Genomic DNA, 26,656 nt, shown 5'->3' on the forward strand with positions numbered 1-26,656 from the left:
TCATTTGCGGGCGGCGGTACTGTTGCGGATCACCAGATGGGTCTTCAGCACGTGCCGGACATCGACGGCAGGCGAGCCGCCGAAATTGTCGACAAGCAGGGAAATCGCCACTTCGCCGGCCGCCACGCAATGGTTGGAGATCGTGGTCAGCGCCGGGCTGGTCGTCGATCCCAAGACATCGTCGCAGCCGACCACGCTGATCTGCTCGGGCACGGCGACGGAAAGGTCGGCCAGGCCGGCCAATATGCCTTGCGCCAGCAAGTCGTCGAAAGCCACGCAGGCCGTTGCCCCCGAGGCGACCACTCGCTCCGCCGATTTCCGCCCGCTTTCATAGGTCGACCGGTTCGCCGAGATCGAAGACACTTCGAGCCCCTGCCGCCTTGCGGCATTGCGAAACGCGGTGCGACGCTGCGCATTCGACCACGAGGTCGCCGGGCCGCTGACATAGGCCAGGTGCCGGTGGCCGAGCTCGGCCAGATGGGTCACCGCATCCTCCATGCCCGGCGCGCTGTCGATCAGCACGCGCAGCATATTGTCGATATCGCGATTGATCAGCACCAGCGGCATGCGTTGGGCATAGGCCCATATCTGCGTATCCGAGAGCCGGGACGAGACAAGGACAACGCCATCCACCTGGCTGGCAAAGCGCTCGAGCAGTTGATCCTCGCGCTCAGGCTTTTCATCGGAATCACCGAGGAAGACGCAGAGGTCATACTCCTCGGCCTTGCGCTGCGCGGCGCGGATCAAGGGCGGGAAAAACGGATTGGCCACGTCGGGCACGACAAGGGCGATATTGCGCGAACGGCCCGTGCTGAGCGCCTGCGCCACCGGGTTGGGCGTATAGCCCAGCTGCTTGGCCACTTCGAGCACGCGGGCAACCGTTTCGCGCGTCAGCCTTTCAGGCTGCGAGAAGGCCCGCGAGACCGTGGAACGCGCCACGCCAGCCTGCGCCGCCACCTGGCTGATCGTGGGCCGCTTGCCGCCTGTCCAGTTCATGCTTTGCCTCGCCAAACGCTGCGTTGGTTACTGTTTGCCACATTTGTCGAGATTTCGCTACATTGACTTGGCAACCGGTTGCATGATAGTGCGCATGACAATGTGAGGACGACCGGACGCACCTCTCCGCCCGGCCAGCGGCTTCAGTTCGGCACCATTAGGGAGGCAAAGAGAATATGTCGCAAAAGTCGGGTTTCACGGTCAACCACGTCCCGGATCGCGCTGCGCTCGAGCAGCAATCGGCGCTGGCTATCGCGGATTCCCTTCGGTCCCTCCTGGCCCGGCAGGACAGGGTCCGCGCCGTGTTCGCGGCAGCGGCCAGCCAGTTGGGCACCCTGACCCTGCTGCGTCAGCAGGACGGCATAGACTGGCATCGCATGGAAGCCTTCCACATGGATGAATATGTCGGGCTGCCGGCCGAACACCCTGCCCGTTTCGGCAACTGGCTGAAGCGCAATGTCTTCGATCACCTGCCCTTGGCCGCCGTGCACCTCATCGAACCCGACGGCGATGCGCAAGCGGCCGCACAGGATTATGCCGCAAAACTGGCCGCCGCGCCCATCGACCTCGTCTGCCTCGGGATCGGCGTCAACGGCCACATCGCCTTCAACGACCCCCGGTCGCGGACTTCAACGACCCACTGACCGTCAAGGTGGTCGAACTGGACCTGATCTGCCGCCAGCAGCAGGTCGACGATGGCGAATTCGCCACCGTGGCCGATGTACCCCAGCACGCGATCACGCTCACGATACCGCAGCTAATGGCCGGCAATCGGCTGATCTGCATCGTGCCGGGCGCCAGCAAGGCCGAAGCCGTGCGCAGCACTATTCGCGGGCCGATTGACACCGCCTGCCCGGCGAGCATCCTGCGCCGACACAACGACTGCACCCTCTATGTCGATCAGGAATCCTATCCCCAATGAGCGGCAGCGGCGAGATTTCCGGCATTGACCCGACAACAGGGCAGCCGCAACGCATTCATTTCGAAAACGGGCTGATCACCCGCATCGAGCCGGCCACTGATGCGAAACACTACCTGGCCGCCGGACTGATCGACCTGCAGGTCAATGGCTATGCCGGCCATGATCTCAATTCCGGCGCGCTGGACGCGGCCACCGTTCGCGCCTTGGGCCAGGTCCTGCTGCAAACCGGGGTCACCAGCTTTGCGCCCACACTGATCACCGCGAGCGAAGCCGGCCTGCTGCACGGGCTGCGCACCATCGCGCTGGCGCGCGCCGGCGACCCCGTATTGGCGCAGATGATCGGCCATATTCACGTGGAAGGCCCCTGGATTTCAGCCGAGGATGGCGCCCGCGGCGCGCATCCGACGGCCCATATCCGCGCTATCGATCTAGACGAATTCCAGCGCTGGCAAGCGGCCTGCGACGGGCTGGTCGGCATGGTGACACTGTCACCGCACAGCCCCGACGCACCCGAGAAGATCCGGCACCTGGTGCGCATGGGCACTCAGGTGGCCATCGGTCATACCCATGCCACGCCAGCCCAGATTGCGGCGGCAGCCGAGGCCGGTGCGAGCATTTCGACCCATCTGGGCAATGGCATTGCCGCCACCCTGCCCCGGCATCCCAACGCGATCTGGGCCCAACTGGCCGACGACCGGCTCACTGCCGGGCTGATCGCCGATGGCCACCATCTCGATGCCGATACGTTCAAGGTCATGCTGCGCGCCAAAGGTCCGAACAGGGCCTTCCTGGTTTCCGATGCCGTGGCTTTGGGCGGACTGTCGCCGGGTCGCTATCACCAGCCGATTGGCGGAGACGTCGAATTGAGCGCTGATGGGCGGCTGAGTTTGGCCGGCACGCCTTACCTTGCCGGCGCGGCACGCAACCTGGCCGAAGGCGTCGCCAGCGCCATCGCCATGGCCGACATCACGCTCGCCGAGGCGCTCGACCTCGCCAGCCGTCAGGCCGGCCGGTTGATGGGCGGTCGCGGCAGGCTGGAAATCGGCGCCGCAGCAGACCTGATCTGCTTCGACTGGAAACCGGGGCAAACCAACCTCGATATCCGCAACGTCTATCTGCGCGGGGAGCGCGTTGTGGGATGACGGGTGGCGATCGCAACAGCCAGTTGCGCGACTGGCGCAATAAATATGTGGCCCTCAACCAGGCAAGCCTGCAATGGCTTCTCGATCGCCCCGCTTTGCCCGGTGGGTGGCTCAATACCAAGGTCAACAGCCTGACGCTGGCCGACTACGGTCCCGATGACGGCCTGAGGGCACCGCAATTCACCTATGGCTGGATCCAGGGCCGCGGGCTGGAAGCGCTGGTGACCCATGCCGATTATCTGCAGGCCGAAGCCCCTGATCTGGCCGCACGGGCCATGGACAGGGCTCGCGCACTCTACGACAGCCTCGCCGCGCTCTATGCGGAATATGGCAACGGCTATTTCCTCTACGATGGCGCCCGAATTCCCGTTCACATGGATGCCACCGGCCAGGCGCATCGGCAGCTATCGGGCGCCGGCTTTGCCACCTATTCGCAGGCCTTCATGCTGAAAGGCCTCATTGCCGCTGCCCAGCGCTTCGACACACCGCGCGAAGCCACCTGGCGCGGGCATATGCAGGTGCTCATTGCCGATCTGGAAAAGGGACGCTTCATCCAGAATGAGCGCCAGCCGCTCGATGCGGCAGCCCTGGCCGGCGAGCGCGAAAATTACGGTCCCCGCATGATCCTGCTCGGCGCCGCGGCCCTGCTGCAGGAGTTGGGCCATGGGAGCGATGCTGCCTTCGGCAATCGCTTCATCGATCATGTTCTCAACCGCCACATGGATGCCAAAACGCATCTGCTGCGCGACGAGCCGGACGGCGAGCTATGCAATCCGGGCCATGCCATCGAGTTTTTCGGCTTCGCCCTCGACTTCGTCGCTGCGGATGATCCGCGTATTCCACAATTGCTGCAGGGATTGCAGGCCAGTTGCGAGGCCGGGTTTCACGGCCCCGGCATCGGCATTGCCGTATCCGTCAAGACCGGCGCGGTGCTCGAACCCCATTTCCCCTGGTGGACGCTGCCCGAGACGATCCGGGCGACGGCCCTGGCCTATGAGCGGAACGGCGACGCGCGGTTCATCGAATTCTGGCACCGGGCGGACAGCGCTTTCTGGCAGAATTACCTGCGTTCCGATGCGCCCATGGCCTTCCAGAACCGCGACTGGACCGGACCGGTGGACCGGGTGCCGGCAACACCCGATCTCGACCCGCTTTATCATACCGGCTTGTCGCTATTGGGCGCGATAAGGGCGGTCGACCGCCTCACCCGATAATGCGGCCCAGCACATCGATCCAGTTGCGCCAGGCCAGCCGTTCGATCAGCTCCCGGCCATAGCCGGCATCGGCCAGCGCCTTGGTCAGAACAGGCATGCCGGCAATATCGCCAATGGCCTCCGGCACCACCGCGCCATCGAAATCCGAGCCGAACCCTACCCGACCTTCGCCCAGCCGTTCGATCAGATAGTCGAGCTGCCGCACCATGAGCGCGATATCCGTATCGGCGCGCATGTCGCCGTCATCCCGCAGGAAGGCGGTGGCGAAGTTGAGCCCCACCATGCCGTCGGAATCCCTGATGGCATCGAGCTGACGGTCGGTCAGGTTGCGGGCGGCCGGGCACAAAGCATGGGCGTTGGAATGCGTCGCCACCAGCGGTGACTGCGACAGCTTGGCCACATCCCAAAAGCCCTGCTCGGTAATGTGCGAAAGGTCGACCAGCATGCCGAGCCGGTTGCACTGCCGCACCAGCTCGCGCCCGGCGTCGGTCAGACCCGGCCCGGTATCGGGTGAACTGGGAAAGCGGAACGGAACGCCGTAGCCATACCGGTTGGGCCTGCTCCAGACCGGTCCCAGCGATCGCAGCCCGGCGGCATACAGCACCTCCAGCATGTCGAAATTCGCGTCGATCGGCTCGGCGCCTTCCAGATGCAGCACAATGGCAAGCTTGCCGGCGGCAAAGGCCGCTTCGATATCCGCCCGGTTCAAACACAGTGCCACCCGGCCACCGGCCTGGTCCAGGATGCGACGCAGCAGTGCGACCTGCGCGAGCATCGATGCCTGGGCGGTTTCGAGCGCCAGCAGACCCGGCAGCGGCATGTCGACGCCGTCGGCCGTACGATGCTCGGCAAAATCGAAACTGCCGCCCGACGGGCAGAAAACGGCGAACAGCCCGCCGGCCACGCCTCCCCTCAACGCGCGCGGCAGGTCGATATGACCATCCGTCGAACCATTGAGGAAGGCACCGACCGGATCGGCCACGCCCGACATGACGAGCCGCCCGAGCACATCATTATGCCCGTCGAAAACCCTGACTGGGTTAGTCATTCGCTTCTATCTCCGTGAAGCTGTGTTTCTGGCCCGGCACCGCCGCCAGCAGCCGTTTCGTGTAGTCCGATTGCGGGCTGCCCAGCACCGCCGCGACGCTGCCGGCCTCGGCAATCCTGCCGCGCTGCATCACCACGATCGTATCGCTGATCTGGGCCGCCACGCGCAGGTCGTGGGTGATGAAGAGAATGCTGAGGTCGAGCCGCCGCCTGATATCGTCGAGCAGCCGCACCACCTGCTGCTGCACCGTGGCATCGAGAGCCGAAACAGCCTCGTCGGCAATCAGCACCTCGGGTTGCAAGGCCAGCGCGCGGGCGATGCAGATGCGCTGCCGCTGCCCGCCGCTGAACTGGTAGGGAAACCGATCCAGCGAATCCGGCCGCAACCCGACCAGTTCCATCAGCTCGGCGGCGCGGGCCATGGCCTCTTTCCGCGAGGTGCCGAAATTCATCGGCCCCTCGATGATGGATTCGCCCACTTTGCGGCGCGGATTGAGTGAGCGATTGGGGTCCTGGAACACCATCTGCACGCGCTGGCCATGCCGGCGAGACCCGGCACCTTGCGGGGCATCTCCACCCACCACGATCTGCCCGTCGGACGGGGCAGTCAGGCCGGCAAGGCAGCGCGCCAGCGTGCTTTTGCCCGAACCGGATTCCCCCACCACGCTCAGCACTTCCCCGCGCCGCAGCGTCAGGTCCACGCCACCCACGGCGTCGAACCGCTCCTGGCGGAACAGGCCTTTGCGACGCGAAAAACTCTTGCGCAGGTCGGTCATGCGCACCAGCACCGGCCCGAGTTCCTTGGGCTCGGCGCGCACGCTGCCCAGTTCCGGAATGGCGTTGATCAGGGCGCGCGTATAGTCCTGCTGGGGATTTCCCAGCACGGCCTCAGCGCTACCCTGCTCGACCACCTGCCCATGCTGCATGACCACGACATGGTCGGCAATGTCGCGGACCACGCCGATATCATGGGTGATGAACAGCACGCCCGTGCCGCGCCGCACCTGCAGGTCCTTGATGAGGCGCAGGATTTCGGCCTGCGTGGTCACGTCCAGCGCGGTGGTCGGTTCATCGGCGATGAGCAGCATGGGATCGAGGATCAGCGCCATGGCGATCATGACGCGCTGCCGCTGTCCACCGGACAGCTCATGCGGATAGGCCCGGCTGATCTGTTCCGGACTGGGAAGCTGCACCGCCTGCAAGGCCGCCAGAACCTGCTCTCGCCGCTCCCCGGCGCCGAGCTGCGGGCGGTGGATCTTGAGGACCTCCTCGATCTGCGCGCCCACATTCACCACGGGATGCAGCGCGGTCATCGGCTCCTGGAAAATCATCGACACGTCGCGGCCGACGATCTGCCGCCTCTCCTGCGGCGTGATATTCAGCAGGTCCCGCCCGGCCAGCGAAATGGTCCCGCGCACTCCGCGTTGCAGCACGCGCGGCAGCAGGCCCATCGTGGCCATGGCGGTCAGGGATTTTCCCGAGCCGGATTCGCCCACCAGGCACACCATCTCGCCACGGCGAATGCGAAGGTCGAGATTGGCCACGGCATGCGGACGGTCGGCCCCGATCGGCAGGTCGATCTGCAGACCCGCAATGTCGAGCACTGCAGGCTCTTTGGTCTGGTTCATGTCAGTCACTCTTGAGCCGCAGCGGATCGGTGGAATCGCGCAGGCCATCCCCCACCAGATTGACGGCGAGAACCGTGGCGGTGAGGAACAGCGCCGGCACGAACACGCCCCAGGGCGCGATCTGGAAGGCCAGGCGCCCCTCGGCGATCATGTTGCCCCAACTGGGCATTTCCGGCGGCATACCGACACCCAGGAAGCTCAGCAGTGATTCCGCCACGATGGCATTGGCGCCGACATAGGTGCCGATGACGATGAGCGGCGCGAGCGCGTTGGGAATGAAATGCCGCCACAGCAACATGGGCAGCCGCGTCCCGCCCATGCGCGCCGCTTCGACATAGGGTTCGGTGCGGATGGACAGCGCCAGGCTACGTGTCAGGCGCACCGTATCGGGCAGGCTGGGAATGCCGATGGCAATCAGCAGCGCCCACAATCCGCCGCCCCACATGACGACCATGGCAACGCCGACCAGCACCGCCGGCATGGCCATGATACCGTCGATCACCCGCATGATCAGGCCATCCAGCCAGCGCACCGAGCCGGCCAGCAGGCCAAGCAGCACGCCGACGCAAAGTACGGCGACACCGACAAGAAATCCCACCGTGAGCGAGATGCGGCCACCATGCAGCGCCCGTGTCAGCACGTCCCGGCCGATGCGGTCGGTTCCGAGCCAGTGTTCACCCGATGGCGGCTGTAGCCGCGTGGCGGGATTGATATCGGTGGGACCATAGGGGCTGATCCACGGCGCCAGCACGGCGGTGGCAATCAGCACGGCTAGGACCACGAGACCCAGTATCGTGACGGGATCGAGCTGCAGCCGCCGCATGGCGGGCGCGGATGCGACGTCGCTCATTGGCGGATCCTCGGATCGAGCAGCGCATAGATCATGTCGACCACCATGTTGACGAAGATGTAGATGAGCGCCGTCACCAGGATGACGCCCTGGATGATCGGGAAGTCGCGTTTGAGAATGGCTTCCGTAACCAGCCGGCCCAGGCCGGGAATGTTGAACAGCGTCTCAGTCACCACCACGCCGCCTAGCAGGCCGGCAAAGCTGGAGCCGATAATGGTGATGATCGGCACCGCGGCACAGCGCAGGGCGTGGGCCGTGAGAACGCGCAGCGGCGTGGCGCCCTTGGCCCGTGCAGTCCGCACGAAATCTTCCTTGAGCATGTCGAGCACCGCCGCGCGGCTGACGCGGGCGAAGAGCGACATGTAAAACGCGCCCAAGGTAATGATCGGAAGGGTCATGCCCCGCAGGAATTGTCCCAAGTCAGTCTGCGGCGGCGTAAAGCCCTGCACCGGAAACCAGCCGGGCACCAAAGCGAGCCAATAGACCAGCGTATAGGCCACGATGAAGATCGGCAGCGAAAAGCCGATCGAGGCCACGCCCATCAGCAGCTTGTCGGGCCAGCGCCCTGCGGTGACGGCCGCGAACGTGCCCATGGGCACGCCCAGCAGGACGGCGAAGAGCAGCGTGCCGATGGCCAGCGCAATGGTCGGGCCGATGCGCACGGAGATCATGTCGACGACAGGTGTGCCGTAGAACAGCGAGCTTCCCAGATCACCCCGCAGGGTGCTGCCGGCCCAGTCGAGAAACTGGATCGGCAGCGGACGGTTGAGCCCAAGCGCTTCGCGCAGCGTCTCCACCTCGGCGGCGCCGGCACTGTCGCCAGCGATGATCCGGGCGGGATCGCTCCCGCCCAGATGCACCACAAGAAAGACCGCCAGCATGACGATGGCGATGACCGGCACTGTTGCCAGGGCACGCCGGAGCAGGAATGAGATCATCTATTGCGCGACCTTGGTCACCCCGTAGAGCGGCGATGCCGCGCCGATGACGACATTATCGACATTGACGTTCCAGGCATCGAACAACTGATATTGGCCACCCGGAACGAATGTCATCAGCTCATAGACGCGCTTCTGGAACTCGTCGGCAATCTCACGACGCTCCGCCGGATCGGAGGTGAGGGCAAAGCGTGCCTTGATGGCTTCCGCCTCCTCATCGCACGGCCATCCGGCCCAGGCCGCTTCGCAATTGGTCTTGCCCGGCAGGTTCGAGATCGGCGTGTCGAGCAGACCGCCGGAAGCGGTAGTGATGAACATGTTCCATCCGCCTTCCGATTGCGGCTCGGTCTTGGCCCGGCGCTGGATGATGCTCGCCCAGTCGGAGGCTGCCAGTTCGACATTGAAGCCGATGCTGCGCAATTCCTGCGCCGCGATGAGCGCGAAATTGTTCACCGTGGGCAGGTCGGTGGGCTGCAGCAGCACGATGGACTCGCCGCCATAACCGCTTTCTTCCACCAGTTTGCGGGCCGATTCCACGTCGCCCGAACCGATAAGCTCGGTACCGACATCGGTGGAATAAGGGCTATCGCAGGTATAGATCGACCGGCACTCCTTGCCCTCCCCTGGCGCAACGGCGGCCTGCAGATAGCTCTGCTGATCCACCACCATGGCGAAAGCCTGCCGCGCCTTGGCATTGTCGAAGGGCGGGTTGAGCGAGTTGAAGCGCAGGACGATCAGTTCGCCGCGCGGATCGCGCGCCGCCACTTCCAGGTTGCTGTCCGCCCGCAGGATGGGCAGCATGTCAGCCGGCGGGCCTTCCACGAAATCCACCTCGCCGGCCATCAGCGCATTGGCGGCCGTCTGGCGATCAGCGATGAAGGTCCAGACAATGCGATCCGTTCCGGCAACCTTACCGCCCGACAGCATGTCCTGCGGCTCCGAACGCGGCACATAGGCCGCGTTGCGGTCAAAGACCAACTGGATGCCCGGCTTGGATTCCTCGGCATTGTAGCTATAGGGACCTGAACCGACCGGCACGGTAAACGGAATATTGGGGTCCTCACCGATCAGCGACTTCGGATACATGAAGGGAATGGGCTGATCCACCTTGGCCAGTACGTCCAGCACCAGGCCATAAGGCGCGTTCAGCGTCAGCACAAAGGTCTTGTCGTCAACCGCGACCAGGGATTCAGTGCTCGCCTTGAGCGTCCCGCCCATGCCGTCCTTGGCAAAGAACCGCTCCAGCGAAGCCACGCAATCCTCGGCTGTTACCGGCGTTCCATCGTGCCACGCCAGCCCGTCGCGCAGCACGAAGGTATAGACCAGCCCGTCATCGCTCACCGTGTAGTTGTCGACCATCTGCGGATGCGGGACCAGGTTGCTGTCCATCGAAAACAGCGTGTCGAACACCAGGAAGCCCATATTGCCGGTGATCTTGGCCGTGGTCTGGCTGGGGTCGAGCGTCGGCAGGTCGCTCGACGGCACGAATTTCAGCACGCTTTCCTGCGCGAAGACCGGACCGGCCAGCGCGGTTCCGGCCAGCAAGGCCACGGCCAGAGCAGCCGCGAAAAAGTTACGTTTAGGCATCACCAATTCTCCCTTGTCGCGCCACTACGGGGCACGCGCCGATCCTCCTTGCCCGCGCGGTCCGCAATCTGGAGCAAGCGCTGAAGCAATGTTAGAAACGCTACAGTGCAACCGGTTGCATGTCAACGCAGCCGTAAGTAGGATACCGGCCTCAACACAGGGAATGCCACGCGGCTTCACATGACCCATATTCCGCCCCTCCAGCCTGAAATGCACAAACAGGATTATATTTCAAAGCTCTGGGAGCTGTTTCGCGCCCAGCCGGCACCGGCGCCACAGGTCATTCGAGCGACGGAGGAAGACCGCGGCGACTATGTGGTCGAGACCCTCGATCTGGACTATGCCGGCACCAGCATTCGTGGATTTCTGACACGCCCCAAGGCAACCGGTCGCCATCCTGCCATGCTCTATGCCCATGCACATGGCCGTCGTTATGACATCGGAGCGGGCGAATTGCTGGATGGGCGCGCCGCGTTGCGCGGTCCGCTGGGACCGGTCTTTGCCCGAGCCGGTTTCGTCACCCTGTGCATCGACATGCCGTGTTTCGGCGCACGGTCAGGCGTGTCGGAAGACGCGCTGGTGAAACAGACGCTGTGGCGCGGGCACACCGTCATGGGACAGATGCTGAGCGAACTATCCGGTGCGCTGAGCTACCTCTGCGCACGCAGCGATGTCGATGCGGAGCGCATCGGCACGTTCGGCATATCCATGGGCGCCACCCATGCCTATATGCTGGCCGGGCTCGACGCTCGCATAAAGGCCGTCGCCCATCTGTGCTGCTATGCCGATTTCGAGACACTGATCGAGCTCGATCATCACGACCTGCACGGCCATTATCTCACCATTCCCGGGTTTTCCCACGCAACGTCGGTGGGACAGATCGCCGGCCTCGTCGCGCCACGGCCGCAGCTCATCTGCAATGGGGCTGACGATCCGCTGACTCCGCCGGCAGCGATCGCACGCGCCTACCAGGAAACCGAAGCCGCCTACCAGGCATCCGGCAGTCCGGAAAACCTGAGCTACATCGCCTATCCAGACACCGGGCATACCGAGACCGATGCCATGCGAGACGAGGTCATGGCGTTCTTCGCCACGCATCTGGGACACGCCAAAGGCTAAGCTTGGGGCCTAGAGCGTCCCCCGCAGCGGCGGCGCGTCGGCCGTGATCACGTCGCGACCGAAGACACCGGTATCCTTGGGCACAAGGCGCACCACCGAATAGCCGCGCTCCTGCAATTGCGCCAGGAACAGCGGCAGGGTCTGCACCGTGCGCTGGTGGATATCGTGGAACAGGATAATGCCACTGCCCCGCGCATCCAGCCGGGCCATGGTCCGCGCCACGACGGTTTCGGGTGTATCCTTGTAGTAATCCTTGCTGTCGATATCGACATCCAGAATGACCATGCTGCCCTGCATGAGGTTGGTGCGCAGGAATCCGGTCTGCGACAGGTAGGGAAAGCGGAAGAAGGGCGAGAGCACCTGCCCGCCCCCAGCCAGTGCCAGCCGCACCGCCCTCTCGCCCTTGGCGATTTCGTCCAGCGCCGCCTGTCGATCGAGCGTGCCGAGATCGACATGATCGAATGTATGGCTGCCCACGGTGTGGCCACTCGCCGCCACCTGCTGCGCCAGCGCCGGATGCGCCTGTGCCGACGACCCCAGCATCAGGAAAGTTGCCTTGACGCCGAAGTCCCGCAAGGTGGCAAGAATTTCGGTCGTCTTGCCGGGCCGCGGGCCATCGTCGAAGGTCAGGATGACTTCGCCGGGACGCAGGATGATGTCCGTCGTTGAGGCCACGGCCAGCGTCCGTCCCCCGAGATTGCCGGCCGAAAAGACCCGTTCCGGCATGGGCTGCTGGGAAATGGGCTGCGAGGCCTGCAGGATGCTGTTGGTGATCAGCGGCGCCGTATTGGCCACCCTATGCGGCTCGGGCGGCTTGGCACAGCCAGCCAGTGCCACGCCCGCAACCACAAGACACATAACAAAACGCGAAAGCGACACGGTCTGAACTCAGCACGATAAAAGCTGAGCTCACTTTTCGTGATTATGGTTAACAATCCCCTCGCGAAACCTTAAGGACTACTTACCCGCCAGTGATTTAGCCTTGCGGCCCAACGTATCCAGCGCGCTGAGAAAAGCCGAACGATCGGCCGGTCGGAACCCGGCATTGTAGCCCTTGATCTCCCCCGTCTCGCGCAGATGCTGCTTGAGGTCGCGCATGGCCAGCGCCATGCCGATGGAGGCCGTGGTGAATGGCTTGCCGGTAAAACCCAGCACATGGCAGCCCTTGTCGATGGCACGGCTGGCCAGCGGAATATCGGCGGTGAGCACGATATCGTTGGGCTGCGCAGCATCCACGATCCAGTCGTCGGCCGCGTCGGCCCCTGCCGGCACCACCACGACGCGGATCATCGGATCGCGCGACGGCCGTACGCCGCCATTGCTCACCAGCGTGATGACCAGCCCCAACCGCTCGGCCACCCGCATGGCCTCGTCCTTGACAGGGCAGGCATCGGCATCGACGAAAATACTCGGCTCAGGCATGGGCAATGACGTCTTTCACGAAGGCCAGCCGCTCGGCGACCGGCACCTTGGGCAGTTCGACGATGCGATAGCCCAGTTCTTCATAGACGTCACGCATGGGCTGGTAGATGCGCTGCGCATGCTCCCAGCCCTCGATGCGCTCGGCATCGGTGGCAAATATCTCGCGCCAGGGCGGCGCGAAGAAGACTACCGGATTATAGCGATAAAGCGTGGCGGCCCGGTGATAGTGCTGACTGTCGGCAATCCCGAGCATCCGGCCATAGGCAACAAGGTCGGGGATACCACGGTCGCAGAGCACCGGTCCGGACGCACTTCGCAGGCTCTGCCAGCTCTGGATATCCCGATCCAGCATGAGTTCGGCAAACATGGTCGGGTTGCGCCATTGCACCGCCGGTCCGTCAATCGCGGCCTGGCTCTGGATGACCGCCCGCGCGGCCTCCTGCCCGATGCCCAATCCAGCGCCCGCGGCAGCTTCGAGGAGTGTCGTCTTGCCGCCGGCAGGCGCTCCGGTAACGATGAAGAGATTGTCGGCATGCTGAGTCATGATGCGTCCTCGAGGCAGAAGGGGAGACGAAAATGCAGGGAAAGGTGATCGACAAGGCCGCTTGGGCGGATGCCACAGTGGGTATCGATAGCTGGCGAGGAGAATTCGAGGGCGGCGCCCATGGCGCTGGTATCAGCGTGATTTTCGTCCACACTGAAAAGATAGGTGGAGGGCCGCGCCTGCACAAACACCCCTATCCCGAAACCTTCATCATTCGCAATGGCCGGGTGCGCTTCACTGTCGGCGACGAGACGATCGAGGCCACGGCCGGACAGATCGTGGTCTGCCCCGCCAATGTGCCGCACAAATTCGAAAATCTTGGCCCCGGACTATTGGAGCAGATCGATATTCACGAGGCCGGCGCCTTCGAGACCATCTGGCTGGAATAAGGGCCCACGTCTATTTCGGTGGGTGAAGCCTGGTATCGAGCGCAGAGCCCTCCTGCGACCGCAGGGCGTAGCGTCCAACAGCTTGCGCCGCGATGAAGACGAGGTTCCAGCTATTGGTCGAAACCACGCTGGGCACCAGCACGAAGGGATGCGCCCGCAGCAATGCATCTCCGAAGGCCTGCTGACCCGCACTCGGTATGCCGGGGCGCAGCCAGCTCGCATTGGGCAACACCGACGCCTCGACCACATACACATCGCGCGGATCGAGCACCCGCAGCGACGTCAGGACATGGGGAATAGTATCCATCCGCTTGAAGCCGCGATGCACCGCCACTTCCAGGATGGTCGTCGACGCGTCGAGCGCACAATAGACCGCCCTGGTACCGGCGCTACTCCACCGCCCGCCAAACCGATAGGCGCCCTCCCCGCTATCCCAGGTTGCGGCGAACTGGCTGGCATCGAGCCGCCAGGCAATGAGATCGGTTCCGCCCAGCGGGCCGGGCAGCGGTGCCGTCACACATAGACCCCGTATTCGATCTGGCCGAGCAAGGTTTCCACCAGCTCCGCACCAGCCGACGTGGTCAGCAGGTCGAGCGGCTTGTGGCCATTCAGCCCGATGGCCGGCTCATTGAGCCATTCCTCGGCATCGCGCTGGCTGCCCATGATTGCCGTGGCCTTGGCCAGTATCTCGGCGAATTTCCACACCCGCCCGCTCTGCTCGACGCTGAGCGGCTGGCCGGGATCGGCGCGGCGGCGCTGCAGCGTACGCACGCTCATGCCGATGGCCTTTTCGAAGGCCACGGCATCGAGCACGGTCAACTGCCCCTCGAGATAGCTCAGCGCCTCACCGGGCAGGCCGGCCGCGATGAGCTGATGGGCATCGAGCCCGTCATGCACGGCCTGCTTGAGCAGCCGCTTGCCACCCAGCAGCGCCGAGGCGCATACAGGCTCGCTCACAAAGGGCATTTGGGCAGCTTCGGCCAGACCGTGCATGGCAACCTCCGTCATGTGTCGCAATATTTACGCCACATGTCGCAAATTGTCAATCAATACACCACCACGCTTCTGATGCTCTCACCCGAATGCATCATCTCGAACCCCTTGTTGATGTCTTCGAGCCGCAGCGTATGGGTGATCATCGGATCGATCTCGATCTTGCCGTCGAGATACCAGTCCACGATCTTCGGCACGTCGGTGCGGCCCTTGGCGCCGCCGAAGGCCGTCCCCATCCAGGTGCGGCCGGTCACCAGCTGGAATGGACGTGTGGAGATTTCCTTGCCGGCACCGGCCACGCCGATCACCACCGACTTGCCCCAGCCGCGATGGCTGCATTCCAGCGCCTGACGCATAACCGTGGTGTTACCGGTGCAATCGAACGTGTAGTCGGCGCCGCCGATGAGATCGCCCCGCCTTTTGGTCAAATTGACCAGATAGGGCACCACGTCTTCCCCGATTTCCTTCGGATTGACGAAATGCGTCATCCCGAACCGCTCGCCCCAGGCCTTCTTGTCATTGTTGATATCGACGCCAATGATCATGTCAGCTCCAGCCAGCCGCAGCCCCTGGATCACATTGAGCCCGATACCGCCCAGCCCGAACACTACCGCCGTCGCGCCGATCTCCACTTTGGCGGTATTGATGACAGCGCCAATGCCGGTGGTCACGCCACAGCCGACATAGCAGACCTTGTCGAAGGCGGCCGATGCATCAATCTTGGCCACCGCGATCTCGGGCAGCACAGTGAAATTGGAGAAGGTCGAGCAGCCCATGTAATGATGGATCGGCTTGCCCTCGAACGAGAAGCGCGACGTGCCATCGGGCATCAGCCCCTGCCCCTGCGTCGCGCGGATGGCCGTGCATAGATTGGTCTTGCCCGAGCGGCAGGAATAGCATTCGCGACATTCCGGCGTGTAGAGCGGAATGACGTGGTCGCCCTTCCTAAGGCTGGTGACGCCTGACCCAACATCCACCACCACGCCCGCGCCTTCATGCCCGAGAATGGCCGGGAACAGCCCCTCGGGATCGGCGCCGGACAGGGTGAAGTCATCGGTGTGGCAGATACCCGTCGCCTTGATTTCGATCATCACCTCGCCGGCCTTGGGGCCGTCGAGGTCCACCTCGACGATTTCGAGCGGCTTGCCGGGCTGGAAGGCAACGGCGGCGCGGGTCTTCATGGGGATTCTCCTGTTCGGTTTCCCCATGACTTGGCACAGGCCCGCCTTGCGGGCAACCGAGCCCTATTGTCCCCCGCCCAGCGTCAGCGCCACATTCACCGTGGCTGCCAGGATCACCGTATTGAAGAAAAAGGCGAACGTACTGTGGGCAATGACGCGCCGCCGCATGCTGTTGGACGTCACCTTGATATCAGAGGTCGCAACGGCCGCGCCCAGCACATAGGAAAAGTAGAGGAACGCCACGCCGTTGGGCTCCTCGTCGCCAGGAAAGCTCAGGCCTCCGGCAACCTCGGTATCGCCAGCCGCCTCCTCGGGCGCCTCGTAATATTCATAGGCATAGTGCAGGGCTGCCATCGTGTGGAAGGCAAACCACCCCAGCAGCACCGAAGTCACCGAGATCACCACCTCGCCGATATCGGGATCATCCCCGCCGTTGAGCGCGAGGAACAGGGAAACCACGCAGACCACCACCACGCCCACGGCAATGAAGAAAATTCCCCCGACCGGGGCATCTTCTTCGCGCGCATGTTTGGCGAGAAATTCCGGCGTCAGCTTCGGCAGCTTCCTTGCCACCATGCCGAGGTAGCACAGGAAAAACGCATTGCCGGCAATGCCGACCGCATAGGCCGGCACCAGCCAGATCGTCAGCACAAAGGCCGCAAGCCCCACGCCACACGCCTGATAGAACAATCTATGCCTGTGTGACATGCGGCGCGAAAACATAGAAAAGCGGTTCTTGGACATTGCAGGCTACCAGGAGACGACAGCGCACTGTGCGCCGCCGGCCCGATAGCGTCAAACCAGCCCGTTCTGCGCACCCGGCCCCGGCGTGGCGCCCGGAGGCACCTTGCCGAGAATGATCATGCCCAGCACTTCATCCTTGGTCACGTCCTCGGTACGGGCGCTGCCCACCACCTGGCCGTTCTTCATCACCACGACCCGATCCGCGAGATCGAATACGTCATGGATATCGTGGCTGATGAGGAAAATGCCGATACCATCGGATTTGAGCTGCTTGATGAGTTCCCCCACCTGCGCCGTTTCCTGCGGCCCCAAAGCTGCCGTCGGCTCATCCATGATCAGGATGCGCGCATTGAACAGGATGGCGCGGGCAATGGCGACCGACTGGCGCTGGCCGCCCGACAAAGCCTTTACCGGCTCCTTGAAGCGCCGGAAATTCGGATTGAGCCGGCCCATCACCTCGCGGGCCTTGGATTCCATCGCCGCATCATCGAGCGTGCCGATCGCCGTGGTGATCTCGCGCCCGAGGAACAGGTTGGCGGCCGCATCGACATTGTCGGCCACGGCAAGCTGCTGGTAGATCGTCTCGATGCCATAGGCCTTGGCATCGCGCGGATTGTTGATCGACACATCCTCGCCGTTGATGCGGATCGAGCCCGCATCCCGCTTGTAGGCGCCCGACAGTATCTTGATCAGCGTCGACTTGCCCGCGCCATTGTGGCCGAGCAGTCCCACGACCTCGCCGGGAAACAGGTCGATCGAGGCCCGGTCCACGGCGCGGATACCGCCGAAGGAGATCGAGATGTCATTCATCTCGACGAGAGGTGTCTTGGTGTCCAGCATGACAAGGACTCCCTAGTGTTTATTGCGGCGGTAGAGCGTGTCGAGCCACACCGCGAAAACGAGGACCGCACCGACCACGATGGATTGCAGCGGGCTGTCGAGCCCCATCAGCACCATGCCCGATTGCAGCGACTGCATGACCAGCGCACCCAGCAGCGCCCCTGCAATAGTGCCCACACCGCCCGCCAGTGACGTGCCGCCGATCACCGCCGCGGCGATCACATAAAGCTCATCCAGTGTGCCCAGCGCATTGGTCGCTGCATTGAGACGGGCCGATGAAATGGCCGCCGCGATGGCGCAGAGCGCCCCCATCAGCATGAATATCTTGACCGTCACCCAGCGCGTATTGATGCCGGCCAGCTCCGCCGCTTCGGGATTGCCGCCCATGGCAAACACATAGCGGCCGAAGCGCGTGCGCGTGGCGATAAAGGTCATGACCACGCCGACGCCCAGCGCGATCAGCACCGGGATGGCGATGCCATGCGAGATGAAAAGGCCACTTTCGGGCACCGCAATGCCATTGGCCTCGGCATAGCGTTCGGCAATCCGCACCGGCCAGGGATAGGCATTGGCAACCGTCACGGCGCCGACGACCAGCCCGCAGCCGATAATCGCCAGGGTGACTTCGGCCCAGATCGGCCGCAGCGGAAAATTGAAGCGCAGGCGCTGCCGCCGACCCCAATAGAGGCCGATGAGAATGGCCGCACAGGCGATAACCCCGACCACCCAGCTCCACAGCGCCCCCACCGAGCCCGCCGGGCCACCGCCCATGAGCTGGAATGTCGGATCCATCGGCGCCACCGTGCGGCCCATGGTTACCCACCAGGCCGCGCCGCGCCAGACCAGGTAGCCGCCCAGCGTCACGATGAAGGCCGGCACGCGCAGATAGGCGATGATCGTCCCCTGCAGCGCTCCAATGCCCACGCCAACGATCAGGCCGGCCGCCAGCGACAGCACCCAGATCATCGGATGCCCCAGGCCCAGCCCAAGCTGGCTGGGCAGGATGTCAGTCTGCATCACCCCCATCACCATGCCGACCACGCCCAGGATCGAGCCCACCGACAGGTCGATATTGCGGGTGACGATAACCAGCACCATGCCGGTGACCATGACCGCCACCGAGGCCGTCTGCACCGACAGGTTCCACAGATTGCGCGGCGTCAGGAACAGCCCGCCCGAAAAGATGTTGAAGCCGATCCAGATGATCGCCAGGGCCCCGATCATGCCCAGCAGGCGCGTATCGAGTTCAGTTGCCATCAGGAAGCGTTGCAGCGGATTCTGCACGAACCGGCTCGGATGAACATTGGTTGGAATGGCGTGCTGATCTGCCAAAGGTGCGTCTCCCCGCTCGGCTGCCCCGCCATCCGGCGGTGCTGTCCTGTCACGACGATGCCGCAGCGCGAACGCCGCGGCACCGTTTAAGTCAGGATATTACGTTTACGTCTCAATCACACGCGGCAACCGAACCGGCGGCCACGCCGGCGCAGACCACATCCTTGGACACCCAGCCGGCGTCGATGACGACGTCGAGATTATCCTTGGTGATGGCGACGGGAGCGATGAAGAAGGCATTCATGGCAACGCCCTTCGGCCCACCATTGAACGGCACCACGCCGGTGACGGCGTCGAGTGCGGTGCCGCCAGCCAGTTCGAGCGCCACTTCAGCGGCCTTCTTGCCCAGTTCGCGCGCATCCTTCCAGACCGAGACGGTCTGGGTGCCGAGCGCGATGCGGTTGAGGGCGGCATGGTCGCCGTCCTGGCCCGAAACCGGCACCGAGCCGGCCAGGCCCTGCGCAGCCAGCGCAGCGATGGCGCCGCCGGCCGTGCCGTCATTGGAAGCCACGACAGCGTCGACTTCGTTATTATTGGCGGTCAGGAACTGTTCCATATTCGCCTGGGCGACTTCGGGGTTCCAGTTGTCGGTATAGGCTTCGCCGACATTCTTGATCGCGCCGGAATCGATGCCGGCCTGCAGCACTTCCATCTGTCCTTCGAACAGGAAGTCCGCATTCGGGTCGGCCGAGTTGCCCTTGATGAAGACATAGTTGCCTTCCGGCTGGACGGCAGCGACGCCGGCAGCCTGCAGGCGCCCGACTTCCTTGTTGTCGAAGGTCAGGTAGAAGGCATCGGGGTTTTCGATCAGGCGGTCATAGCCGACCACCGGAATGCCCTCGGCCACGGCAGCGGCAACGGCGGGGCCGACAGCCTCACTATCCTGGGCCAGCACGATGATAGCATCGGCACCCTGCGCGATGAGGCTTTCGATATCGGTGAGCTGCTTGGATGCCGACGACTGCGCGTCAGCCGAGATATAGGTCGCGCCGGCGGCCTCAAGCACGCCCTTGATGGCGGCTTCGTCGGTCTTCCAGCGCTCTTCCTGGAAGTTGTTCCAGCTCACGCCGACAACGATATCGTCCTGGGCATAGCTGGCCACGCCACCCACGCCGGAAATGACGGTCGTGCACAGCAAGACCGTGAGAAACTTGTTCATATCTGTCCTCCCTCGCAGGCAGTCCTGCCCGCATACGTGCCGGTGGCTTCGCCCCAGCGGGCACTCTCCACCAGCGCCCTGAGCATTAATTTCACTGCTCGAAAAAACATGTGGCATACTGCCGTCAGCTGAGTCAACTTCAATTTCGAAACCCGAAATAAATACAGTTTGCGATATTGGCCGGGGAATGGTGTGTTGCAGCGGTGTGAGGAGTAAAGCGGTTGGCGCGGAACGTCAGCGATAGCGACAGCGTCCGGCGTCAGAACCGGGGCCTGGTCCTCGCCGCCCTGCGCGTACAGGGGCCTTTGTCACGCACGGCGCTTGCGGCGGGCACGGGGCTCAGCCATGCCAGCATCACCGCCATCACCCACGATCTCATCAACCAGCAGGTCATTGCCGAGCTGGAGCCACAGGAAAAAGCCGATACGCGCGGCCGCGGCCGTCCGGCCACCCTGGTCGGCTTCAACCGCCAGATCGGCGCGGCCGCCTTGTTCGAAGTCGATGTTAACAGGGCGCGCCTGTCACTGATCGACTATGGTGGCATATTGGTGGATCGCATCGAATCCCCGGTCACCCCCACCACTTTCGCCAATACGCCGCCAGCCGTTTTCTTCGCCGAGCGCCTGCGCCAGCTCCAGGCCCGCAACCCGATAGAGGCCGCCAGCCTGCGGCGGGTCGCCATCTCGGTGCAGGGCATTCTCGACCGCGACGGCGATGGCCTCAAATGGTCGCCCATCGCCCATCTCGCCAACCGCCCCTTCGCCCATGAACTGGCAGCGGCCTTCGCCGTTCCGGTGGCCTTGCACAAGCGCGGGCGCTTGCTCGCCGAAGGCGCACGCTGGCTCGATCCGGCTTTGCACGATGCCAGCGTCGCCACTGTCTTCGTTGGCTCCACCGTCGCCATGGGCATGACCTTTCGCGGCCAGATCATGGGCCGCGGCGACGAAGGCGCCACCGAGTTCGGCCATATGAACCACCTGCCCAACGGCGCGCTGTGCCGTTGCGGCATGCGCGGCTGCATCGAGGCCTATGCGTCCGACTATGGCGTGCTGCGCACCGCCTATTCCGTGCCCGAAACCGCCACCCCTGCCCCCGCCGTGCCACAACAGGAATATGACGGACTGATCGCCCGCGCCGAAGCCGGTGATCGCGCCGCCACCCATGCCTTCAATATTGCTGGCCGCGCCGTGGGCTTCGGGCTCAGCCGCATGATGGCGGTGTTCGACCCCTCCCATGTGTTCATCGTCGGCCCCGGCGCCCGCGCCTTCGGGCTGATGCAGGCCGAAATCAACGCCGCGCTGGCCAGCGCCCTGGTCTGCCGCGTCAACGGCCTGCCCCGGATCGTCGCCCATCACGACGAGAAGGAGCCCATTTTCAAGGGCCTGCTGATGAAGACGCTGAACGAGATCGACCAGTCCGACATCGCCGCTCTGGCCTGAGCCCGAGCCAGTCGAACGTCTGTATTCGCACCCCATCACGATTAACCAACAGTTACAATCATCGGCTATGCTTGGGCCGGAGATAGTATCCAGCACCCTTCCCCGGCGTATATACTCCGGGTGAACGGGGCCTAGTCACTATGACCAAGATCGTACCGGTTATCCTTGCGGGCGGCCAGGGCACGCGGCTATGGCCCATGTCGCGCGCCGCGCGGCCCAAGCAGTTCCTGCCCCTGACTGGCCCTGCCAGCCTGTTCCAGAAGACCCTGGCGCGTGTCGCTGACTCCGCCGTCTATACCCCGGCCATCGTCATCACCAATTCCGACTATCGCTTCATCGTCGCCGAGCAGGCTGCCGAACAGGGCGTACCGCTGGCCGGCATTCTGCTTGAACCGGTCGTCCGCAACACCGCCGTGGCCATTGCTGCCGCCGCCGCCTTTGCCGGCGACACGTTCGGCACCGATGCTGTCCTCCACGTCCTGCCCTCCGACCACAATGTGGCCGTTGACGACGGCTACTGGACAGCCCTGCACCAGGCCCGCGATGCGGCGACAGCCGGCCAATTGGTCACCTTCGGCATTATGCCCACCCATGCCGAAACCGGCTTCGGCTACATCAAGGCCGCCGCCAGCGTCGGCGCCGGCGTCCACCCGGTCGAGCGTTTCGTCGAAAAACCCGATGCCATCAGGGCCGGACAAATGCTCGCCGAAGGCGGCTATTTCTGGAATTCCGGCATGTTTATGCTCGGTGTCGGCACCTTCCTGCACGAATGCGAAACCCTGGCGCCGCAAACCCTTGCCGCCGCCCGCGATGCCGTAGCGCAGGCCCGCAGCGACCTCGATTTCATCCGCCTCGACGAAGCCGCCTTCGCCACCGCACCCGATATCTCGGTGGATTATGCCATCTTCGAAAAGACCACCCGGGCGGCCATCGTCGCCGTCGATTTCGGCTGGTCGGACCTGGGCAGTTGGGATGCCGTCTGGAAAAATGCCAGCCGCGACACCGCCGAGAACCTCGCGCAGGGCCCGGTGACGCTCGACCAGGTCAGCAATTCGCTCGTCGTCTCCGATCACGCCCATGTCGCGGTCCACGGCCTCGACGACATCGCCGTCATCGCCACCAATGACGCCGTCTATGTCGGCCGCCTGTCGGAGGCCCAGAAGGTCGGCGCCATGGTCAAGACGCTGCGCGCCGGCAAGGACACCGCCTCCCTCACCGAAATCCACCGCACCGCCTACCGCCCCTGGGGCGGCTATACCTCAGTGCTCAGCGGCGAGCGCTTCCAGGTCAAGCGGCTCTTCGTCAAGCCCGGCAAGAAGCTGAGCCTGCAGAAACACCACCACCGCGCCGAACACTGGATCGTGGTGCGCGGCACCGCCGAAGTCACCGTGGACGGCGAGACCAGCGAGCTCAGCGAAAACCAGTCCATCTACCTACCCCTCGGCTGCATCCACCGCCTCGCCAATCCCGGCAAGATCGAGCTGGAACTCATCGAAGTACAGACCGGCTCCTATCTCGGCGAAGACGACATCATCCGCATCGAAGACGAATTCGGCCGGGTGTGAGGAGCGTCCACGGCATCTAAAGCAGGTATGGTCATGTTCGGAGCAGCACTCTTCGGGGTTATGGGCGCCACCCTTCTCATCATGGCGGCACGCGGCGCGCTGTCCGGCAGCATCAACGCCTTGCACCGCTTTGGTGGCAGCCCCGTCCCGCTGAACGGGCAGGCGTCGCTTTTCTGGTTCTGGTTCTCGGCCCACGCAATATTGGGCCTGCTATGCCTGAGCCTAGCCGTCTACATGTTCTGGAGCTCCCGCAAGGAAAAGGCCGCTGAAGATCGGTTTCTTCGGCACCGCCGCGCGCTGGCCCCACCGAAGGACAACAGGCCGGAAGCCTGACCACCATGCACACCATCGGGCAAATGGTGCCGGCAGCAGGGTTCGAACCCGCGACCCCCTGATGAACACCTTCTCCGAGGACGCGCTGGACCAGCGCCTGGCCTCGGCCCAGCCCACCCAGATTTTCCCGCTATCCATGCAGGTCCTCGACGTTTCCGGCCGCACGCAGGAGGCATTGGCCCTCAACGAAGTCTCGCTGTTCCGCTCCACCTACCAGGCCGCCAAGATCCAGATCATCGTCGATGGCGACGTCAGGCTTGAGGAACTGATCTGCGACGGCGTGCTGCTCTCCACCCCTGCCGGCTCCACCGCCTACAATCTCTCCGCCCATGGCCCCATCCTGCCGATCGAGGCGCCCTTGCTGGCTTTGACCCCGATCTCCCCCTTCCGCCCCCCGCCGCTGGCGCGGCGCCATTCTCTCCAACCGGGCCGAGGTCAAATTCGTCACGCGCGAGGCACCCAAGCGCCCCATCAGCGCCGTTGCCGACAATGTCGAGTTCCAGAACGTGCTCGAAGTCACCGTCCGCGAAGACCGCACCCACGGCGTCACCCTGCTCTTCGACCCCGGCACCAGCCTGGAAGAACGCGTCCTGAGCGAACAGTTCCGCTTTTAGCCCACTCAACCCAAGAGCGGCTGGCACCATATAGCCCACCCACGGAGCCCCCCTCGCCCCTGGCGGGAGAGGGGGTAATTTCCTCGTCCAGAGGAAATTACGGGTGAGGGGTTCTCTCCACGAGTCAGATGCTCGCAGGTCCCCTACTCAGGAAGGTACGAGCCCAGGATTGATCCTAAGCCGCCGGCAGCGCCAGCCTGGCCTCCCCCATCGGCAGCGCCATTGCCCCCGCCGTTTCCCCGGCAAACGCCGTCATCACCCCGCGCGCCGCCTTGCGCGCCAGCAGGATATTCTGCTCGCTGAGATAGGCAAATGCCTCCTCGAGTTCCTCGGGGATCACCCCGCCATGTTCGGCAATCAGTTCTTCGGTCAGGACAGTCACCACATAGTGGCGCGCCGCCGCGTCGTCGGCCAGGTCGCTGGCCCGCGCATGCAGCACCAGCCGGGCCAGCAGGTTGCGTACGCCCTCGCCCAGCCCGCACCGCACCAGCAGCGCATTGAGCGCCGGCCGGCTGCCATTTTCCAGCAGGCCGAACACCTTGCTTCGCGGCGCCCGCGCCAGTTCGGCCAGGCATTCGGCAAAGAACATCACATGGCCCGTCACCACGGCATGCAGCAGCACCCTGGTATTGACCCGATCGCTCACGATCAGCCCGGCCACATAGGCTCCCGCCCCGGTCCGCGCCGCCTCGCGCTCACCAATGGCCGACAGCGCCGTGTCGCCGCAATCGCGCAGGATACGCCCCAGCCGATCCTCTTCCACCGCGCCCTTGACGATACGGGCGCCCCGCAAAGCCTCGGTCGCCTTCTGCACCAGCAGCAGCCGCGCCGCCGCCGGCAATTCCGGCCGCGCCAGCAGCGCCCCGCGCATTTCGGCATTGCCACCCAGCGAAACCGCCAGCTCCGCCAGCAGCCCATCGCCCAGCGCCACGTCATGCCGGCGCAGCAGCCGCAAGGTCACCGGATCATGCCCCCGCGCCACGATGGCCGCAGCCAGGCGCGGGCTCAGCCTGGTCCGCTGCACCACCGCCACCAGCATGGAAAGATCCAGCGTCTTGATCAGCCCCATCAGGTCCGCATCGATCAGAACGGGAGAATATTGCATCACCGCCCGCGCGATCACCGCGCTGTCATGCAGCAGCGCCAGCATAATCGGCCGCGGCGCCTCGCTGGAATGCAGCAGGCCATAGGCCAGAGCCGCCCGCACCTTCACCGACGGATCATCAAGAAACCCGATCAGCGCCGCATAAAGCGCCGCCTGCTCGTCCGCAGGTCCGACATGGTTGAGATAGGCCAGGGCCGAAAGATGCGCCGCGCTGCCCCGCTCCTCGCTGTCAGGCGATTGAGATAGCGACACGAACTCCTGATACCCAACCATTCCACTCTCCGCACAGCGCGGAACTCACCCTAAAGGCGAAGATTTAAGGAACGGTTCACCATAAATGCGGCGGAGCGGGTTCTACAGGGCCGAGAGCACGAACCCGAACAACTGGCCGGTGCCGGCCCACAGGCCCGCAAACAGCGCCCAACTGGCCAAGGCCCCACCCAGGATGATCCAGCCACGCGGCAGCAGCAGGGAGCGCTGGGTCTGAACGGCTGCAGTGGTCCGGCGCATATCCGCCTCCTTGGCGTCTCGCGGGCACTCGCCCACTACATCTCACTACGCGGCCCACTCGTTAAGCTTCCCTCAACGCCGGTCCACCGCTTTTATCGAGGCCGGCGGCATCGCGCCGATCTCCGTCCGGATACCTACCGGCAGGTAAACGCGTCTGGCGGTCCGACGTTGCGCCTACTGCGCGTAGAGCTGCGTGAAGAAGGCCCCACTATCGCCCTCGCTACTGGTCCCCGACAGGTCCTCGGCTTCATTCTTGAACAGGCCGGTAAACGACATATTTGCCGGGGAGAAGCGCGACGGCACCACCGGCAGCTCCGGCACAGCCGGCTGGCTGGCCATCTGCTGCGCCGCAAAGGCCGCATTGGTCGGCCCGCCTTCATGCTTGGACACCAGGACGCGATAGACGTCGCGGATCGTCCGCGCCTCACCATTGGAATAGAAGATCGCCCGATTGGCCGCCGCCTGCTTGGGAAACAGGTTTGCCGCAATCTGGTCCGGGTCCTGCAACCCCGCGGTAAACATCCGCTCGGCCCCCTGCGCCCCCAGGAAATGGGCGATATAGAGCTCTCCCGCGCTCGGCATCCGCCCGAAGCGCTGGCTCAGATAGTCGCCGTTGCTCTTGGTGAAGGCCGCCGCCAGGTCCGAGGCGATCTTGGGATCTTCCCGCAGCTTGAGAATGTCCGCCTTGGTCGCGGCATCGCGCACGAAATAGTCGCCGTCGGCCGACCGCTCGATATTGCTGGCAATATCGCCATAGCCCAGCCGGGGCCCCTCTTCCTTCATCACCTGCAGCCAGGTGCTTTCGAGAAACTGGAACAGCCCCACCGCCGACGAGGTCTGCGCCTTGGCCTGCGGATTGAGGCTGCTTTCGCGCATCGCCGTCTGCAGGAGATAGTCGAAATCCACACCATTCCGGTCGCCGGCCGCCGTCAGCACATAGGCCAGGCTCTGTGGCACGGAAATTGGCTGTACGCCCATGGAAAGCTGCGACTCAGGGTTGGCTTGGTGTCCCGACTACAGCACCAGAATGGTTAACCACCTGT

At 64.1% G+C, this 26,656-nt stretch carries 28 protein-coding genes and 1 pseudogene; 10 read left to right on the forward strand and 19 right to left on the reverse strand.

Going from position 1 to position 26,656, the window contains the following annotated elements; all coding sequences use genetic code 11:
* Nucleotides 1–996, reverse strand: coding sequence for a LacI family DNA-binding transcriptional regulator (locus FPZ08_RS07270; RefSeq protein WP_146289356.1), 996 nt, complete (start codon nucleotides 994–996; stop codon nucleotides 1–3).
* A 176-nt stretch (nucleotides 997–1,172) separates the two neighbouring features.
* Between FPZ08_RS07270 and FPZ08_RS22590 the strand changes: the two genes are divergently transcribed.
* The 4 genes from FPZ08_RS22590 to FPZ08_RS07285 are packed head-to-tail and all read left to right on the forward strand — an operon-like array spanning nucleotide 1,173 to nucleotide 4,274.
* Nucleotides 1,173–1,640 (forward strand): 6-phosphogluconolactonase, encoded by a 468-nt coding sequence (locus FPZ08_RS22590; protein ID WP_281285674.1) that lies wholly within the window; start codon nucleotides 1,173–1,175, stop codon nucleotides 1,638–1,640.
* A gap of 8 nt (nucleotides 1,641–1,648) precedes the next feature.
* Complete coding sequence (locus tag FPZ08_RS22595; protein ID WP_281285675.1) at nucleotides 1,649–1,918, forward strand: 6-phosphogluconolactonase; 270 nt, start codon at nucleotides 1,649–1,651, stop codon at nucleotides 1,916–1,918.
* Nucleotides 1,915–3,060: an N-acetylglucosamine-6-phosphate deacetylase gene (locus FPZ08_RS07280; protein ID WP_146289357.1), complete on the forward strand. Its 1,146-nt coding sequence runs from the start codon at nucleotides 1,915–1,917 to the stop codon at nucleotides 3,058–3,060. The genes FPZ08_RS22595 and FPZ08_RS07280 overlap by 4 nt, the downstream gene beginning before the upstream one ends.
* Nucleotides 3,057–4,274 (forward strand): AGE family epimerase/isomerase, encoded by a 1,218-nt coding sequence (locus FPZ08_RS07285; RefSeq protein ID WP_146289358.1) that lies wholly within the window; start codon nucleotides 3,057–3,059, stop codon nucleotides 4,272–4,274. Before FPZ08_RS07280 ends, FPZ08_RS07285 begins: the two co-directional genes overlap by 4 nt.
* Here the strand turns inward: FPZ08_RS07285 and FPZ08_RS07290 are convergent.
* From FPZ08_RS07290 to FPZ08_RS07310, 5 genes are read right to left on the reverse strand one after another with little or no spacing between them, the layout of a single operon-like run.
* On the reverse strand, nucleotides 4,264–5,322 hold the full coding sequence (locus FPZ08_RS07290; RefSeq protein WP_146289359.1) for a dipeptidase: 1,059 nt from the start codon (nucleotides 5,320–5,322) through the stop codon (nucleotides 4,264–4,266). The genes FPZ08_RS07285 and FPZ08_RS07290 overlap by 11 nt on opposite strands.
* Nucleotides 5,315–6,949: a dipeptide ABC transporter ATP-binding protein gene (locus tag FPZ08_RS07295; RefSeq protein ID WP_146289360.1), complete on the reverse strand. Its 1,635-nt coding sequence runs from the start codon at nucleotides 6,947–6,949 to the stop codon at nucleotides 5,315–5,317. The genes FPZ08_RS07290 and FPZ08_RS07295 overlap by 8 nt, the downstream gene beginning before the upstream one ends.
* 1 nt (nucleotide 6,950) lies before the next feature.
* Nucleotides 6,951–7,799: an ABC transporter permease gene (locus FPZ08_RS07300; RefSeq protein WP_146289361.1), complete on the reverse strand. Its 849-nt coding sequence runs from the start codon at nucleotides 7,797–7,799 to the stop codon at nucleotides 6,951–6,953.
* A complete protein-coding gene (locus FPZ08_RS07305) occupies nucleotides 7,796–8,737 on the reverse strand; it encodes an ABC transporter permease (RefSeq protein WP_146289362.1) in 942 nt (313 codons plus the stop codon). Before FPZ08_RS07305 ends, FPZ08_RS07300 begins: the two co-directional genes overlap by 4 nt.
* Nucleotides 8,738–10,324 carry an ABC transporter substrate-binding protein gene (locus tag FPZ08_RS07310; protein WP_146289363.1) on the reverse strand — a complete coding sequence of 529 codons (1,587 nt, stop codon included), beginning with the start codon at nucleotides 10,322–10,324 and terminating at the stop codon, nucleotides 8,738–8,740.
* 210 nt (nucleotides 10,325–10,534) lie between these two features.
* Between FPZ08_RS07310 and FPZ08_RS07315 the strand changes: the two genes are divergently transcribed.
* Nucleotides 10,535–11,443, forward strand: coding sequence for an alpha/beta hydrolase family protein (locus tag FPZ08_RS07315; RefSeq protein ID WP_146289364.1), 909 nt, complete (start codon nucleotides 10,535–10,537; stop codon nucleotides 11,441–11,443).
* A 9-nt stretch (nucleotides 11,444–11,452) separates the two neighbouring features.
* Here FPZ08_RS07315 and FPZ08_RS07320 read toward each other — a convergent pair whose 3' ends face one another.
* From FPZ08_RS07320 to FPZ08_RS07330, 3 genes are all read right to left on the reverse strand, one after another.
* Nucleotides 11,453–12,322, reverse strand: coding sequence for a polysaccharide deacetylase family protein (locus tag FPZ08_RS07320; protein WP_246132824.1), 870 nt, complete (start codon nucleotides 12,320–12,322; stop codon nucleotides 11,453–11,455).
* Nucleotides 12,323–12,400: 78 nt separating this feature from the next.
* Entirely contained in the window at nucleotides 12,401–12,865 is a 465-nt protein-coding gene (locus FPZ08_RS07325; protein WP_146289365.1) for a YaiI/YqxD family protein, read from the reverse strand.
* Complete coding sequence (locus FPZ08_RS07330; RefSeq protein WP_146289366.1) at nucleotides 12,858–13,409, reverse strand: AAA family ATPase; 552 nt, start codon at nucleotides 13,407–13,409, stop codon at nucleotides 12,858–12,860. Before FPZ08_RS07330 ends, FPZ08_RS07325 begins: the two co-directional genes overlap by 8 nt.
* Nucleotides 13,410–13,441: 32 nt before the next feature.
* Between FPZ08_RS07330 and FPZ08_RS07335 the strand changes: the two genes are divergently transcribed.
* A complete protein-coding gene (locus FPZ08_RS07335) occupies nucleotides 13,442–13,798 on the forward strand; it encodes a cupin domain-containing protein (RefSeq protein ID WP_146289367.1) in 357 nt (118 codons plus the stop codon).
* Nucleotides 13,799–13,808: 10 nt separating this feature from the next.
* Here the strand turns inward: FPZ08_RS07335 and FPZ08_RS07340 are convergent, their stop codons facing one another.
* The 7 genes from FPZ08_RS07340 to xylF form a co-directional block, all read right to left on the reverse strand.
* Entirely contained in the window at nucleotides 13,809–14,315 is a 507-nt protein-coding gene (locus FPZ08_RS07340; RefSeq protein WP_146289368.1) for an RES family NAD+ phosphorylase, read from the reverse strand.
* Nucleotides 14,312–14,782, reverse strand: coding sequence for a type II RES/Xre toxin-antitoxin system antitoxin (gene parS / locus FPZ08_RS07345; protein WP_425457598.1), 471 nt, complete (start codon nucleotides 14,780–14,782; stop codon nucleotides 14,312–14,314). The genes FPZ08_RS07340 and parS overlap by 4 nt, the downstream gene beginning before the upstream one ends.
* Nucleotides 14,783–14,844: 62 nt before the next feature.
* Nucleotides 14,845–15,972 carry an S-(hydroxymethyl)glutathione dehydrogenase/class III alcohol dehydrogenase gene (locus FPZ08_RS07350; protein ID WP_146289370.1) on the reverse strand — a complete coding sequence of 376 codons (1,128 nt, stop codon included), beginning with the start codon at nucleotides 15,970–15,972 and terminating at the stop codon, nucleotides 14,845–14,847.
* 63 nt (nucleotides 15,973–16,035) lie between these two features.
* Nucleotides 16,036–16,641: a DUF1345 domain-containing protein gene (locus tag FPZ08_RS07355; protein WP_186767241.1), complete on the reverse strand. Its 606-nt coding sequence runs from the start codon at nucleotides 16,639–16,641 to the stop codon at nucleotides 16,036–16,038.
* 126 nt (nucleotides 16,642–16,767) lie between these two features.
* Nucleotides 16,768–17,556: an ATP-binding cassette domain-containing protein gene (locus tag FPZ08_RS07360; protein WP_146289372.1), complete on the reverse strand. Its 789-nt coding sequence runs from the start codon at nucleotides 17,554–17,556 to the stop codon at nucleotides 16,768–16,770.
* A gap of 12 nt (nucleotides 17,557–17,568) precedes the next feature.
* Nucleotides 17,569–18,888: a sugar ABC transporter permease gene (locus FPZ08_RS07365; protein WP_425457577.1), complete on the reverse strand. Its 1,320-nt coding sequence runs from the start codon at nucleotides 18,886–18,888 to the stop codon at nucleotides 17,569–17,571.
* A gap of 112 nt (nucleotides 18,889–19,000) precedes the next feature.
* Nucleotides 19,001–20,047, reverse strand: coding sequence for a D-xylose ABC transporter substrate-binding protein (gene xylF / locus FPZ08_RS07370; protein WP_146289373.1), 1,047 nt, complete (start codon nucleotides 20,045–20,047; stop codon nucleotides 19,001–19,003).
* A 221-nt stretch (nucleotides 20,048–20,268) separates the two neighbouring features.
* Between xylF and FPZ08_RS07375 the strand changes: the two genes are divergently transcribed.
* The 4 genes and pseudogenes from FPZ08_RS07375 to FPZ08_RS22995 form a co-directional block, all read left to right on the forward strand.
* Nucleotides 20,269–21,486 carry an ROK family protein gene (locus tag FPZ08_RS07375; RefSeq protein WP_146289374.1) on the forward strand — a complete coding sequence of 406 codons (1,218 nt, stop codon included), beginning with the start codon at nucleotides 20,269–20,271 and terminating at the stop codon, nucleotides 21,484–21,486.
* 140 nt (nucleotides 21,487–21,626) lie between these two features.
* On the forward strand, nucleotides 21,627–23,051 hold the full coding sequence (locus FPZ08_RS07380; protein WP_146289375.1) for a mannose-1-phosphate guanylyltransferase/mannose-6-phosphate isomerase: 1,425 nt from the start codon (nucleotides 21,627–21,629) through the stop codon (nucleotides 23,049–23,051).
* 33 nt (nucleotides 23,052–23,084) lie between these two features.
* Complete coding sequence (locus FPZ08_RS07385; RefSeq protein ID WP_146289376.1) at nucleotides 23,085–23,384, forward strand: hypothetical protein; 300 nt, start codon at nucleotides 23,085–23,087, stop codon at nucleotides 23,382–23,384.
* A 136-nt stretch (nucleotides 23,385–23,520) separates the two neighbouring features.
* A pseudogene (locus tag FPZ08_RS22995) lies at nucleotides 23,521–23,712 on the forward strand (NAD kinase); the annotation flags it as partial.
* 461 nt (nucleotides 23,713–24,173) lie between these two features.
* Here FPZ08_RS22995 and FPZ08_RS07395 read toward each other — a convergent pair.
* From FPZ08_RS07395 to FPZ08_RS07400, 3 genes are all read right to left on the reverse strand, one after another.
* Nucleotides 24,174–25,376: a DUF2336 domain-containing protein gene (locus FPZ08_RS07395; protein WP_146289377.1), complete on the reverse strand. Its 1,203-nt coding sequence runs from the start codon at nucleotides 25,374–25,376 to the stop codon at nucleotides 24,174–24,176.
* An 81-nt stretch (nucleotides 25,377–25,457) separates the two neighbouring features.
* Nucleotides 25,458–25,613: a hypothetical protein gene (locus FPZ08_RS21870; RefSeq protein ID WP_186767242.1), complete on the reverse strand. Its 156-nt coding sequence runs from the start codon at nucleotides 25,611–25,613 to the stop codon at nucleotides 25,458–25,460.
* A gap of 174 nt (nucleotides 25,614–25,787) precedes the next feature.
* Entirely contained in the window at nucleotides 25,788–26,591 is an 804-nt protein-coding gene (locus FPZ08_RS07400) for a transglycosylase SLT domain-containing protein (RefSeq protein WP_146289378.1), read from the reverse strand.
* Nucleotides 26,592–26,656 lie beyond the last annotated feature (65 nt).

The sequence above is a fragment of the Devosia ginsengisoli genome, from assembly GCF_007859655.1.
Classification (GTDB): domain Bacteria; phylum Pseudomonadota; class Alphaproteobacteria; order Rhizobiales; family Devosiaceae; genus Devosia; species Devosia ginsengisoli.